This is a genomic window from Streptococcus hongkongensis (genome assembly GCF_053206145.1).
Genome location: NZ_JBRUGD010000002.1, coordinates 151,736 through 164,986, shown reverse-complemented (window position 1 = coordinate 164,986; position 13,251 = coordinate 151,736). Strand labels below are relative to the sequence as shown.

The 13,251-nt window shown below is 36.8% G+C and carries 13 protein-coding genes; 9 read left to right on the top strand and 4 right to left on the bottom strand.

Going from position 1 to position 13,251, the window contains the following annotated elements; translation table 11 throughout:
* The 4 genes from dhaL (at position 1) to ACVRZD_RS01975 (ending at position 2,766) form a co-directional block, all read left to right on the top strand.
* Positions 1-576 (top strand): dihydroxyacetone kinase subunit DhaL, encoded by a 576-nt coding sequence (gene dhaL, locus ACVRZD_RS01990; RefSeq protein WP_447450214.1) that lies wholly within the window; start codon positions 1-3, stop codon positions 574-576.
* Complete coding sequence (gene dhaM / locus ACVRZD_RS01985; protein WP_037625094.1) at positions 576-950, top strand: dihydroxyacetone kinase phosphoryl donor subunit DhaM; 375 nt, start codon at positions 576-578, stop codon at positions 948-950. Before dhaL ends, dhaM begins: the two co-directional genes overlap by 1 nt.
* 12 nt (positions 951-962) lie before the next feature.
* Positions 963-1,673 carry an MIP/aquaporin family protein gene (locus tag ACVRZD_RS01980; protein ID WP_037625092.1) on the top strand — a complete coding sequence of 237 codons (711 nt, stop codon included), beginning with the start codon at positions 963-965 and terminating at the stop codon, positions 1,671-1,673.
* A 91-nt stretch (positions 1,674-1,764) separates the two neighbouring features.
* Positions 1,765-2,766 carry a DUF3114 domain-containing protein gene (locus ACVRZD_RS01975; protein ID WP_037625181.1) on the top strand — a complete coding sequence of 334 codons (1,002 nt, stop codon included), beginning with the start codon at positions 1,765-1,767 and terminating at the stop codon, positions 2,764-2,766.
* Between the two features lie 22 nt (positions 2,767-2,788).
* On the opposite strand, the gene ACVRZD_RS01970 is transcribed toward ACVRZD_RS01975, so the two are convergent.
* The 4 genes from ACVRZD_RS01970 to ACVRZD_RS01955 are packed head-to-tail and all read right to left on the bottom strand — an operon-like array spanning position 2,789 to position 5,777.
* Entirely contained in the window at positions 2,789-3,436 is a 648-nt protein-coding gene (locus ACVRZD_RS01970) for an amino acid ABC transporter permease (RefSeq protein ID WP_037625090.1), read from the bottom strand.
* Positions 3,437-3,450: 14 nt separating this feature from the next.
* Entirely contained in the window at positions 3,451-4,152 is a 702-nt protein-coding gene (locus ACVRZD_RS01965; RefSeq protein ID WP_447450213.1) for an amino acid ABC transporter permease, read from the bottom strand.
* Positions 4,153-4,169: 17 nt separating this feature from the next.
* Entirely contained in the window at positions 4,170-4,985 is an 816-nt protein-coding gene (locus ACVRZD_RS01960; protein WP_037625088.1) for a transporter substrate-binding domain-containing protein, read from the bottom strand.
* Between the two features lie 12 nt (positions 4,986-4,997).
* Positions 4,998-5,777, bottom strand: coding sequence for an amino acid ABC transporter ATP-binding protein (locus tag ACVRZD_RS01955; protein ID WP_037625086.1), 780 nt, complete (start codon positions 5,775-5,777; stop codon positions 4,998-5,000).
* A 245-nt stretch (positions 5,778-6,022) separates the two neighbouring features.
* Between ACVRZD_RS01955 and vicR the strand changes: the two genes are divergently transcribed.
* The 5 genes from vicR to smc all read left to right on the top strand — a co-directional run bounded on the left by vicR (position 6,023) and on the right by smc (position 13,240).
* Positions 6,023-6,733: a cell wall metabolism response regulator VicR gene (gene vicR / locus ACVRZD_RS01950; protein ID WP_037625084.1), complete on the top strand. Its 711-nt coding sequence runs from the start codon at positions 6,023-6,025 to the stop codon at positions 6,731-6,733.
* The gene (gene vicK, locus ACVRZD_RS01945) at positions 6,726-8,087 is read left to right on the top strand and encodes a cell wall metabolism sensor histidine kinase VicK (protein WP_037625083.1); all 1,362 of its coding nucleotides are present in this window, start codon (positions 6,726-6,728) and stop codon (positions 8,085-8,087) included. The genes vicR and vicK overlap by 8 nt, the downstream gene beginning before the upstream one ends.
* A 4-nt stretch (positions 8,088-8,091) precedes the next feature.
* Positions 8,092-8,901, top strand: a complete 810-nt coding sequence (gene walJ, locus ACVRZD_RS01940; RefSeq protein ID WP_037625179.1) for an exodeoxyribonuclease WalJ — start codon at positions 8,092-8,094, stop codon at positions 8,899-8,901.
* A gap of 100 nt (positions 8,902-9,001) precedes the next feature.
* Positions 9,002-9,694 carry a ribonuclease III gene (gene rnc / locus ACVRZD_RS01935; protein WP_447450212.1) on the top strand — a complete coding sequence of 231 codons (693 nt, stop codon included), beginning with the start codon at positions 9,002-9,004 and terminating at the stop codon, positions 9,692-9,694.
* The gene (gene smc, locus ACVRZD_RS01930; RefSeq protein ID WP_447450211.1) at positions 9,695-13,240 is read left to right on the top strand and encodes a chromosome segregation protein SMC; all 3,546 of its coding nucleotides are present in this window, start codon (positions 9,695-9,697) and stop codon (positions 13,238-13,240) included.
* Positions 13,241-13,251 lie beyond the last annotated feature (11 nt).

The window sequence follows — 13,251 nt, the reverse complement described above, 5'->3', positions numbered from 1 at the left end:
ATGGACGTTTTAAAAGTAAAAAATTGGATAAGCATCTTTAATACAAAAATCAGTGAAAATAAGGATTACCTTAGTCAATTAGATACGCCAATTGGTGATGGTGATCATGGTGGCAATATGGCTCGTGGTATGGCTGCTGTTATGGCAGAACTTGATACCAAAGAGTTTGCTACTAGTCAAGATGTATTCAAAATGGTAGCAATGCAACTCTTGAGTAAAGTTGGAGGGGCCTCTGGTCCCCTATATGGCTCTGCCTTTATGGGAATGGCAAAAGCTGACCAAAATCTATCTGTGGAACAAATTTTATCTGAAGGCTTGGCCATGATTCAAAAAAGAGGAAAAGCAGAAGTTGGCGAAAAAACAATGGTTGATATGTGGTCTCCAGTAATTGACGCATTAAAAGATGGTCAGTTAAGTGCAGAGGTCATTGATCAAGTTTTAGAAGCTACAAAGGATATCAAGGCAACAAAAGGTCGTGCTTCCTATGTTGGTGACAGATCAATTGGACATATCGATCCGGGTTCTTGTTCGTCATCCCTTCTTTTTAAAGCAATGCTAGAAGCGGAGGTTGTTTAATGTCTGAATTAGGAATTATTATTGTTTCTCATTCTAAAAATCTTGCTCAAGGCATTGTAGATTTAATTGATCAGGTTGCTAAAGATGTTGCTATTACTTACGTAGGTGGCAATCAAGATGATGAGATTGGTACCAGCTTTGAACAAGTCCAAGAAATTATTGAAGCTAATACTGCTAATGAGTTATTGGCCTTCTTTGACTTGGGTTCTGCCAGAATGAATTTAGAAATGGCTTGTGATTTTTCGGAAAAAGAAATTCAAATTATGTCTGTTCCAATTGTTGAGGGAAGCTATACAGCAGCAGCATTAATTCAAGCTGGTGTAGATAAAAATGGCATTCTAGAACAATTGAATGAATTAGAGATAAAGAAATAAAGGAGAGATACAATGAATTTTATCGGTGAATTCCTTGGGACCTTAGTTTTAGTTCTTTTAGGTGATGGTGTCGTTTCTGCCATTTGCCTTAGAAAAACCAAAGCTGAAGCAAGTGGTTGGGTTGCAATAGTTCTTGGTTGGGGCTTTGCTGTAACCGTGGCTGTTTATATTACAGGATTTTTAAGTGGTGCACACTTAAATCCTGCTGTAACGTTGGCAATGGCTGCAATTGGGGCTTTACCTTGGTCGCAGGTAGCGACTTATTTGACAGCACAATTTTTGGGTGCTATGGTTGGTGCTGCACTAGTCTTCTTACATTATTTCCCACATTGGAAAGAAACTGAAGATGCAGCAACTATTTTAGCCTGTTTCTCTACTGGACCAGCAATTCGTCATAAGTGGTCAAACTTCCTAGGTGAAGCTTTGGGAACAGCTGTTTTAGTTATTACGGTTATGGCAATTGGTCCAAATAAAGTGGCTGCAGGATTTGGTCCACTTATTGTTGGGATTGTTGTAATGGCAATCGGCTTCTCTTTAGGTGGAACAACGGGTTACGCTATTAACCCAGCCCGAGATTTAGGTCCTCGTATTGTTCACGCAATCTTACCAATTCCGAACAAAGGCGATTCTGACTGGTCATATGCTTGGATTCCAGTGATTGCCCCTATTGTAGGTGGGGTTACAGGAGCACTTATCTTCAAAATGATTTTAGGTATGATGTAATAAAAAGGACTGAAAAAGTCCTTTTTATTGTGTGATTTTTTTCTAAATAAGCTATAATAAAACAAATAATTGAGGGAGAACGACGGTGGCTATGAATCACATCGAAAGAAAGTACAATGCTTTACGCTTTTTAGCTACTATTGGCTGGCAAAAAGATGATTTGATCTTATGTGTCAAGGAGCGAACGATTGATGTTCGGATTGGCTCTCCCTTATTTTTAAACTACTGGAACTTACATAAAAATGATGACAATCCTAAATTAGTTTTACATGTGGTTTTGAAAATGGCAAAGCTTCCAGAAGAACTTAGTGGAGCAGTTGAGGAGACGAAGACTATTTTGGAAAACTTTCATCCGGATTTGGAACCAAGTCACTTATTTTGGGGAGAATTTGCTGCGCAAGTTAATCAGGCCTTTCCTGTACGAAGTCTTGGTGAACAGGGGACTTTGCAAAAAGGCCTTCACCAGTTTAGATATATTATTTCAAGTCAACAAGCTCAGTATGTTAGAAATCATTTTAAAAAAGAAGGGATGAGCGATGCCCAAGCTCTGATGCGTTATTTAAGGAAAAAACGGGGGCCATTTTTCTGGCGAAAGCAGGTGGATTATTCCTTCAAGGAATCTTCTCGCTTGCATAATAAGTTGAAATTTGAAAAAAATTGTGTTCTATTTCCTGATAACGAGGTATCTTATAATATGAAACTGTTAATGAATTTCCATACAGAATTTATTTTAGATAGCTATGGCCATTTCTTAAATGAAACGGATGCTGAAACTGTGACTGAACGTGGGGTTATTAATGGAGCGAGTTTTAACTATGGGACACAAGGAAAGCGGCATTGGGATTTAGATGTTGACCCAATCAGACGTCACGATCCTCAGTTTAGACGAACGATATCAAAAGGCTACCGATCACCAAAGTTAATTATGAAACGATGGTATAACCATACTATTGGTGACTTTGATCATTCCTATTTCAATGGAAAAGGATACTATGGCTATAAGGGAAGGAGCCCTTACCGATATGTTAAAAAGCAAAGTTGTTATTACAAGTGGAAAATCAGATTACTTAAATTATGGCATTTTAGGGATTAAAAAAGGATCAGAAGATCCTTTTTTAGTTGGCCTGAGCCCATTTCTTTGCAAGTCGTCTTGATAGCGTAGAAATGATGAAGTTAATGATAAAATATATTGCTGTGATAAGAGCATATAGAGCAAAAACGTCTTTGGCTTGAAAAAATTTACCCATTAGTATCTGACTTTTACCGAACAATTCTTGAATGGCAATGACAGAGTATAAGAGTGATGTGTCTTTAATTACCGTAACAAATTGGGAAATAATTGCTGGTAACATTTTTCGAATGGCTTGAGGAAAGACGATTAAAAGAAATACTTGTGAAGGTCTTAAGCCTTGAGATAAACCGGCTTCTGTTTGCCCATGGTCTACACCATTCAAACCGCCTCGGATAATTTCTGCTAAAGCTGCAGAAGTGAAGACAGTAAAAGCGGTAATACCAGCGGGGGTTGATTTCATTTGAAAAACTAAAAAGATAATGAAGATCCAAAGTAAGTTAGGTACATTTCTAACAAATTCAATGTAGACGCTGGCAATGACTCTTAGTAATGTATTTTTCCCGTTTCGCATAATAGCTAGGATCGTTCCAAAAATGGTAGATAAGATAATTGAAACGATTGAGATATAAAGTGTTAGTCCCAAACCTTCTAATATAAAAGCAAGGTTGGCTCCTGTAAATAATTCTGACATTTGCTTTCCTCCTTTTATACAGAATAGGTTTTCTTATTTTCTTCTTCCTTGTGACGTGCCCAATGTGCTAGTGGGTAACATAGAATGAAGTAGAGAACTGCAGCACCAGCAAAGGCAGGGATATAATTTGTTGTGTCATAAGCCCATGCTTTGGCTGTGAACATGATATCTGCACCAGAAATGATAGCAACAATAGAAGTATTTTTGATTAAACTAACGACTTGGTTTGTCATTGGTGGAAGAATTGTTCGTAAGGCTTGTGGCAATATGATAAGACTCATCGTTTGTTCATATGTAAAACCTTGCGCTAATGCAGCTTCAGTTTGGCCCTGAGGCACAGCTTCAATTCCCGAACGGATAACTTCCGCGATATAGGCTCCATGATAAATGCCGACACAAAGCACAGCCGTCATAAATGTAGAAATCATGATATGTCCATGTGATATAATGGCTAATCCATAAAAGACAAAAACCATTTGAACAAGTAGCGGTGTGTTTTGATAAAGTTCAACATAGATCCGGGCAATTGTTCGAAGCCCCTTCTTTTTTGAAGTTGACATGGCACCAAAGATAGTTCCTAAAATGAGGGCTAAGAGTAAGGCACCAATTGACATGCCTAAGGTATATAAAAAGGCTTTAAGGAAAATATCGATATTTTGGAAAAATGCTTGCCATCTGGAAAGGGCAAATGGACTGGTTACTGATACTAATAACATGATAAATTGCTCCTTTCTTACTTATTTGCTTTGGCAGGTTTTAGATGGTACTTGTTATAAATGCTCTTTAGGTGACCATCTTTTTGCCATTGGCTAATAAGATCATTGATATAGTAGGTGAGTTTTTGGTTACTTTTGCGACTGGCAATTCCGTAGGCTTGCTGATTAAAACCGTCAGATAAAATTTTAGTTTGTTTGCTTTGGTAACCAGTTAAAATGGATTTATCAACGGAAAAAGCACTGATTCGTGTCGAATAAAGGGAAATAGCCAGTTCTGGATAGGACCCTAGTTGGACAAAATTAAAGCTTAAATGATGTGTTTTAGCAAATTCTTCAATGGCAGTTTTTGTTGTTGAGCCTTGAGCAACCCCAATTGTTTTGTGATTGAGTGATTTGATAGAAGAAAAGCCATCTGCTTTATTAACTAAAAATCCAACTTCATCAAGATAATAAGGTTTTGAAAAAGAATAGTTTGCTTGTCGTTCAGGAGTAATCGTGTAGGTTGCAATAATAATATCCAATTGGCCATTATCTAACAAAGCTTCACGTGTCTGAGCAGTTACAGCAGTAAATTCTACTTTAACACCTAAGGATTTTGCAATATCCCTAGCTAATTCGACCTCCATACCTTCGTACTTCCCTGTATCCGGACTGTAGTAGCCAAAGTTTGGGACGTCTTGTTTAACACCAACTTTAATGATGCCAGCTTTTTTTATTTTCTTTACTTCTGGAGCATTTAGCCATTTATTACTATTAGCATGAACTGGATGAATATTGGATAAACTTAACAGAAGAAGAAAGAGAAGACCCAGTAATTTTTTCAATTTACTCATCTCGCTACCTCCTTAAGCTTTTGTTTTTTTCTTAGCTTGCACACGATCACTTGTATGGTTAATGATTTTACTTAAGAATTGCTTTGCACGTGGCTCTTTTGGATTGTCAAAGAAGTTTGCAACATCGGTTGTGTCTTCTAAAATCTCACCATCCGCCATAAAGATAATACGATCGGCAACCTCACGAGCAAATCCCATTTCGTGAGTTACTACAATCATATTCATACCATCTGCTGCTAGATTTTGCATAACAGCAAGGACGTCACCAATTGTTTCTGGGTCGAGCGCAGAAGTAGGTTCATCAAATAGAAGAAGTTCAGGTTGCATAGCTAATCCTCTGGCGATGGCAATTCTTTGTTTTTGACCACCAGATAACATGGATGGATAGGAATCTTTACGATCCCACATGTTAACAAAGGTCAAAAATTTTTCAGCGCGTTCTAAAGCTTCTTTTTTTGATAATCCTAGCACCTTAATGGGAGCTAAAGTGACATTTTCTAAGACGGTTTTGTGAGGGTAAAGGTTAAAATGTTGGAAAACCATGCCAACTTCCTTACGTAACTCAACTAATTCTTTTGCTGTTTTTCCAGCAATTTCTTTATTATTGACAATTAAACTACCAGAATCAATTTTTTCTAAACCATTGATAGTTCTGATTAGAGTAGATTTTCCAGAACCTGATGGCCCGAGAAGAACCACTACCTGACCACTCTCGATACTCAAGTTAATAGTTTTTAATGCGTGATAATCCCCATAGTATTTTTCGACATCTTTGAATTCAATTAGTGCCATAAGGTCTCCTTCTTATTGTTTTAGTGTTAGTTTTTCTGACATAAAAATCGATGAAGTCATTTTATCATATTATGACACTTACGTCAATATTTTCAGAATATTTAGATTAGGATAAGATTTTTTTCAATCTGATAGTTGCAATTGTCTTTTACGCTTTAAATTTGGTATAATCATTGGGATACGAATATGAAAAGGCCAATTGTTTCAAGCTTTTGGCAACAAAAATAAGATTGAGGAGTTTTCCAATGAAAAAAATTCTGATTGTTGATGATGAAAAGCCAATTTCAGATATCATCAAATTTAATTTAACTAAAGAAGGGTATGAAACAATTACGGCATTTGATGGTCGTGAAGCGGTTACAGCCTTTGAAGAGGAAAAGCCGGATTTGGTCATTCTTGATTTGATGTTACCAGAGTTAGATGGTTTAGAAGTTGCAAAAGAAATTCGTAAAACAAGCCATATTCCTATTATTATGCTATCAGCAAAAGATAGTGAGTTTGATAAAGTGATTGGTCTTGAAATTGGAGCGGACGATTATGTGACCAAACCTTTTTCAAATCGTGAATTATTAGCCCGTGTAAAAGCTCATTTAAGAAGAACTGAGACCATTGAAACAGCAGTCGCAGAAGAGAATGCTTCGTCGGGAACACAAGAATTGACGATAGGTAATCTTCAGATTCTTCCGGATGCCTTCGTAGCCAAAAAATATGGTAATGAAGTTGAATTAACACATCGTGAATTTGAACTTCTTCATCATTTGGCCAATCATATTGGTCAGGTCATGACACGCGAACATTTGTTAGAAACGGTTTGGGGTTATGATTATTTTGGAGATGTTCGTACTGTTGACGTTACTGTACGTCGTTTGAGAGAAAAAATTGAAGATACGCCTAGCCGTCCTGAATACATATTAACAAGACGCGGTGTTGGCTATTATATGAAGGCACATGACTAATAACGTTATAGGAAATTTATCCTTATTTGAATTATCAATCCTGATTCTTTTAATATTTGTTGCAGTTTACTTTATTCACTTAGCTGTTAGGGATTATCGAAATGCAAAAATTATTAGACAAATGAGTCAAAAAATCAGGGACTTGATAAACGGTCGATATACGGATGATATTAATTTAAAGGCTGATTTGGAATTGATGGACTTGTCTGAACAGTTAAATGATTTGTCAGATGTCTTTCGTTTAACCCATGAAAATTTAGCTCAAGAAAAAAATCGCTTGGCTTCTATTTTGGCTTATATGACTGATGGTGTCCTAGCTACTGACAGGTCTGGTCAAATTTTAATGATTAATGAGACTGCTCAAAAGCAATTAAATATGACTAAAGAAGAAGCGATGGAGAAAAACATCACAGATCTATTGGATGCAGATGAGCCATATACCTACAGAGAACTTGTGTCTAAAACACCGATTGTAACAATAAATCGTCGTGATGAAACAGGTGAATTTAATTCTCTTCGTTTAAGGTTTGCTTTGAATAGACGAGAAAGTGGCTTTATTTCTGGTTTAGTTGTCGTTCTACACGATACTACTGAACAAGAAAAAGAAGAAAGAGAACGTCGTCTGTTTGTATCCAATGTTAGTCATGAGTTACGAACACCTCTGACATCGGTAAAATCATATTTAGAAGCACTAGACGAAGGTGCTCTTAAAGAAGATATTGCACCGAGCTTTATCAAAGTCTCTTTAGATGAGACAAACCGAATGATGCGTATGATTACTGATCTTTTGAATCTATCAAGAATTGATAATCAAGCAACACACATAACTGTTGAAATGACGAATTTCACTGCTTTTATGACATCTATCTTGAACCGATTTGATTTGGTGAAAAATCAAAATACCGTTTCTGGTAAAAGTTATGAAATTATTCGGGATTACCCGATTAATTCTATTTGGGTTGAAATTGATAATGATAAGATAACACAAGTTGTAGAAAATATTCTAAACAATGCTATCAAGTATTCACCAGATGGTGGCAAAATTAGGGTAAAAATGAAGACGACTGACAATCAGTTAATTATTTCTATCTCTGACCAAGGATTAGGGATTCCAAAAAAAGATTTACCACTCATTTTTGACCGATTTTATCGGGTTGATAAAGCTAGAAGTAGGGCTCAGGGTGGAACTGGTTTAGGTTTAGCGATTGCTAAAGAAATTATCAAGCAACACCAAGGTTTTATTTGGGCCAAAAGTGAATATGGTAAGGGATCAACATTTACAATCGTTTTACCATATGATAAAGAAGCAGTGATGTATGATGATGTTGATGAATGGGAGGATGAAATCGACTAAATTTATGAAGAATATTGGATTTAAATATAGTATTTTAGCCTCTGGATCAACAGGCAATTGTTTTTATTTGGAAACTCCAAAACAAAAAATATTAATTGATGCAGGGCTGACTGGGAAAAAAATTACGAGTCTGTTAGCAGAAATTGATCGGAAACCTGAAGACTTGGATGCTATCTTAATTACCCATGAACACTCAGACCACATTAAAGGAGTGGGGGTGCTGGCAAGAAAGTATGATTTAGATATCTATGCTAATCAAAATACCTGGAAAATCATAGATGACCGTCAAATGATCGGGAAAATTGATACTGCACATAAACATATTTTTGATAGAGATAAAGTTATGACCTTTGGGGATATTGATATTGAAAGTTTTGGTGTCAGTCATGACGCCCAAGATCCTCAGTTTTATCGTTTTATGAAAGATAATAAATCTTTCGTTATGCTTACAGATACAGGCTATGTATCAGACCGAATGTCAGGAATTATCGAAAATGCTGATGGCTACTTAATTGAGTCCAATCATGATATTGAAATATTACGATCTGGTGCCTACCCATGGAGTCTAAAACAACGCATTTTATCAGACAAAGGTCACCTTTCTAATGAAGACGGTGCACAAGCAATAATAAGAAGCATGGGGAATGCAACTAAGAAAATCTATCTTGGGCACTTGAGTAAAGAAAATAACATCAAAGAGCTTGCGCATATGACCATGGAAAATCAACTGGCTATGGCAGACCTTGCTGTTGGAACCGACTTTAAGGTTTATGATACCTCTCCAGACAGTGCCTGCCCTTTGACAGATATTTGAGTACAGTTTAATTATTTAAAAATCAGTTAGATCAAGCTTCTAGCTGTTTTTTTTGGTATAATAGACTAGTCTCTTTGTAGACAAAGGAAAAGGAGAAAACATGAAAAAGTTAGAAGCTTTACTGAAAGAGTCATTTGATATTACTTTTGCTGATATAAACTTGCTAGAAACTGCCTTTACACATACTTCCTACGCTAATGAGCATCGCCTCCTAAACATTTCACATAATGAACGTTTGGAATTTTTAGGAGACGCTGTTCTTCAATTGATCATCTCAGAATATCTATTTGAAAAGTATCCAAATAAAGCTGAGGGTGATATGTCAAAACAACGGTCAATGATTGTACGTGAAGAAAGTTTAGCAGGCTTTTCACGTTTTTGTAGTTTTGACAATTATATCAAACTGGGCAAAGGTGAAGAAAAATCAGGTGGTAGAGATCGTGATACGATACTAGGGGATTTATTTGAAGCCTTCCTAGGTGCTCTTTTATTGGATAAAGGTGTCGAAAAAGTTCGTCAATTTTTATATCAGGTAATGATTCCCCAAGTTGAAAAGGGTAATTTTGAACAAGTAAAAGACTATAAAACGTGTTTGCAAGAGCTGCTACAAGCACAAGGGGATATTCTAATTGATTACAAAGTTGTCAATGAAGATGGCCCTGCTCACGCCAAGATTTTTGAGGTAGCTGTTTTATCAAATGATCAACTGCTAAGTCACGGAAAAGGTAAATCAAAAAAATTAGCCGAACAAGCTGCTGCTAAGAATGCTCTTAAGCAGTTAAAAGAGGAATAGATGTTTTTAAAAAGAATTGAAATGCAAGGGTTTAAATCCTTTGCAGATAAAACAAAAATTGAATTTGATAAAGGTGTGACAGCAGTAGTTGGTCCAAATGGTTCAGGTAAAAGTAATGTCACTGAAAGCTTGAGATGGGCCTTAGGGGAGTCGAGTGCAAAAAGCCTTCGCGGAGGCAAGATGCCCGATATTATTTTTGCTGGAACCGAGAGTCGGAATGCCTTAAACTTTGCTGAAGTTGCTGTTATTTTAGATAATTCAGATAATTTTATCAAAGATGCTAACAAAGAAATTCGTGTGGAGCGTCACATCTATCGAAATGGGGATAGCGACTATCTGATCGATAGAAAAAAAGTTAGACTCCGTGATATCCATGATTTATTTATGGACACAGGCTTAGGTAAAGACTCCTTCTCAATTATCTCGCAAGGGCGTGTTGAAGAAATCTTTAATAGTAAAGCAGAAGAACGACGCGCTATCTTTGAAGAAGCTGCAGGTGTTTTGAAATATAAAACACGTAAAAAGGAAACAGAAAGCAAACTCAATCAAACGCAAGACAATTTGGATCGGCTTGACGATATTGTCTATGAATTAGAAACACAAATTGCTCCCCTTGAAAAGCAAGCCAAAACAGCTAAAGCCTTTCTTCTTTTAGAAGAAGATAGAAGTCAGTTGCAATTGGATGTTTTAGTTAGTGATATTGATGCAGATAAAGACCAATTAAACTCTAAAGAAGAAGAGCTTTCAACTTTAAAAGAAGACATGGTCGCTTATCATCACAAGCGTGAGAAGCTTGAAAAAGAAAATCAGGACTTAAAGACTAAACGTCAATTGGTTATTAAAGAAACAGATGATAAACAATCTCAACTCTTAGAATTGACTAAAGCGCTTTCGGATTTAGAAAGACAAATTGAACTCATCAAATTGGAAAAAAGCCAAAAGAGTGAGAAAAAAGAAGAAACTAGCATCCGCATTAAGCAGTTGCAATCTGAGCTATTAGTATTACAAGAACAAGAGTCAGAAAAGACACAGGTTCTAGAAACGGTAAGTGATGATTTGACAAAAATCAGTCAAGAAGTCTTACAGCTAACAGAAGAGTTAAATCGGTTTTCAACGGATCCAGACCAACTAATTGAGACGCTACGAGAAGACTATGTTGGACTGATGCAACAAGAAGCTGATTTATCAAATAAACTGAGTCTCTTGAATGCAACTATTGAAAAGGAACAACAAGCAAAGGCTAATCAAGATAAGGATTACCAAGAAACGAGCCAAAAAGTTGACCGCTTAACAAAAGAAAATGAAGCAGCTCTAACAGCTTATCAAGAAAGTCAAGAGCAAGTCGCTCAGTTATTAACAGATTATCAAGAAATAGAGAAACTAGTATCTAGACAGCAAGACCATTATCAAGAGGAGCAAAGTAAACTCTTTGATATCCTTGATAAGAAAAAAGCCAAGGAAGCACGTCAAGCTAGTTTGGAGTCTATTCAAAAAAGTCATAGTCAATTTTTTGCGGGTGTTAGATCAGTACTGCAAAATGCCGATACCATTGGTGGCATTCTTGGAGCTGTCAGTGAGCACCTGAATTTTGATAAAGATATCCAAACAGCCATGGAAGTTGCACTTGGCGCAAGTAGTCAACATATTATCGTCGAAAATGAAGCAGCTGCCAAAAATGCTATTGCCTTTTTGAAGAAAAATCGTCTAGGGCGTGCGACTTTCTTGCCCTTAACAACGATTAAGGCTCGTTATTTAGTAGATAATTTCCAAAAGCAATTAGAAGCAAGCCCAGGTTACTTGGGAACAGCGCATTCTTTAGTGTCTTATGAAGGTCATGTTGACGCTATCATCAAAAACTTGCTTAACGTGACGGCAATTTTTGATACCATTGATCATGCTAATAGCGCAGCCAAGAAATTGAATTATAAGGTGAGAATTGTTACCCTAGACGGTACAGAACTTCGTCCAGGGGGATCCTTCTCAGGAGGAGCTAACAAACAGAATAATTCCACTTTTATTCAGCCAGAATTAGATCAGGTCTCAGCAGAGCTATTGCAAATCAACCAAGACTTAAAAGGTCAAGAAAAACTGGTTGCAGACTTAAATCAACACTTGCTTAATAAGCAAAAAGAGTTAGAAGAGATCAAACAATCTGGTGAGCAGGCTCGCTTAGCCGAGCAAAAAGCTAGTCTTTTTTATCAACAAGTAAAAAATCAATTTGATGATGCCAGAGCTTTGTTGGCTGTTCTCAATCAAAAAGATCAGACATCACTCTTAGCTAACTATCAGGAGGATAAATTACGACTAAACGAACAATTAGAAGGTTTAGCTGAACAAAAAGACAAGTTGACTCATGATATTGATGATATTAAGAGTAATAAAGATGCTATTACGGATACGAAAAATCATGTTGTAGAGGAGTTGTCACAAAAACGCCTTAAAGAACGTGACTTGTTAAATGAGCAACGCTTTGAGCGGACTAATCTTCAAACATTGCTTGTTCAGATTCAAACCACACAAGAACAAATTAGCCAACAAGAAGAATTGCTGACACATCAAATCTCGCAAGAACATATTGATCAACTACCAAGTTTGGAGAAGAAAATGCTTCAATTGGCAGAAAGTAAGCAATCTGTTGAAGAGCGATTAGTTCAATTGCGTTTTGAAAATGATGATTTAGCAGCATTGCTTGAAGAATTGGAAGTGTCTTTAAACAATCTCCATGCGCAAAATGAAACCTTCATCAGAAGACAAACTAAATTGGAGTCTGAACTTGACCAGCTATCAGATAGATTACGTGGCTACGCTAAATCCTTGGTCGAAGAATTCCAAATGACATTAGAGGATGCAAAAGCAACCTGTCGACCAATTGAAGATAGTATGGCTGCCAAAGAGACTCTGAAACAATTACAAAGAAAAATCAAACAGTTAGGTCCAATTAACTTAGATGCAATTGAGCAGTATGATGAAGTAGCTGACCGTCTGGAATTTTTAAATGGACAAAAAGCTGATTTGAACCGTGCAAAGGACATGCTACTTGGAACTATTGGGAATATGGATAGTGAAGTCAAAGCCCGCTTTAAGGTAACTTTTGAAGCAATTCGTGAGAGCTTTAAAGAAACTTTTACCCAAATGTTTGGTGGTGGCTCAGCTGATTTAGTTCTTACAGATAGTGACTTACTCACAGCAGGAGTGGAAATTTCCGTGCAACCTCCTGGGAAGAAGATTCAGTCACTCAATCTTATGTCTGGTGGGGAGAAAGCTTTATCTGCTTTAGCTTTGCTATTTGCCATTATCCGTGTTAAAACAATTCCTTTTGTTATCTTAGATGAGGTTGAGGCCGCTTTAGATGAAGCTAACGTTAAACGTTTTGGGGACTACCTCAATCGTTTTGACAAGGATAGCCAATTTATCGTTGTTACACACCGTAAGGGTACAATGGCTGCTGCAGATAGCATTTACGGTATTACTATGCAAGAATCAGGGGTCTCGAAAGTTGTTTCTGTTAAACTGAAGGAATCTGAAGAATTAAGTTATTTGTCGTAAGAAAAAAGAAG

Bases quoted from the DNA above. Each gene is read 5' to 3' on its own strand.
- dhaL (WP_447450214.1), top strand. From the start codon at position 1: ATGGACGTTTTAAAAGTAAAAAATTGGATAAGCATCTTTAATACAAAA.
- dhaM (WP_037625094.1), top strand. From the start codon at position 576: ATGTCTGAATTAGGAATTATTATTGTTTCTCATTCTAAAAATCTTGCT.
- ACVRZD_RS01980 (WP_037625092.1), top strand. From the start codon at position 963: ATGAATTTTATCGGTGAATTCCTTGGGACCTTAGTTTTAGTTCTTTTA.
- ACVRZD_RS01975 (WP_037625181.1), top strand. From the start codon at position 1,765: ATGAATCACATCGAAAGAAAGTACAATGCTTTACGCTTTTTAGCTACT.
- ACVRZD_RS01970 (WP_037625090.1), bottom strand. From the start codon at position 3,436: ATGTCAGAATTATTTACAGGAGCCAACCTTGCTTTTATATTAGAAGGT.
- ACVRZD_RS01965 (WP_447450213.1), bottom strand. From the start codon at position 4,152: ATGTTATTAGTATCAGTAACCAGTCCATTTGCCCTTTCCAGATGGCAA.
- ACVRZD_RS01960 (WP_037625088.1), bottom strand. From the start codon at position 4,985: ATGAGTAAATTGAAAAAATTACTGGGTCTTCTCTTTCTTCTTCTGTTA.
- ACVRZD_RS01955 (WP_037625086.1), bottom strand. From the start codon at position 5,777: ATGGCACTAATTGAATTCAAAGATGTCGAAAAATACTATGGGGATTAT.
- vicR (WP_037625084.1), top strand. From the start codon at position 6,023: ATGAAAAAAATTCTGATTGTTGATGATGAAAAGCCAATTTCAGATATC.
- vicK (WP_037625083.1), top strand. From the start codon at position 6,726: ATGACTAATAACGTTATAGGAAATTTATCCTTATTTGAATTATCAATC.
- walJ (WP_037625179.1), top strand. From the start codon at position 8,092: ATGAAGAATATTGGATTTAAATATAGTATTTTAGCCTCTGGATCAACA.
- rnc (WP_447450212.1), top strand. From the start codon at position 9,002: ATGAAAAAGTTAGAAGCTTTACTGAAAGAGTCATTTGATATTACTTTT.
- smc (WP_447450211.1), top strand. From the start codon at position 9,695: ATGTTTTTAAAAAGAATTGAAATGCAAGGGTTTAAATCCTTTGCAGAT.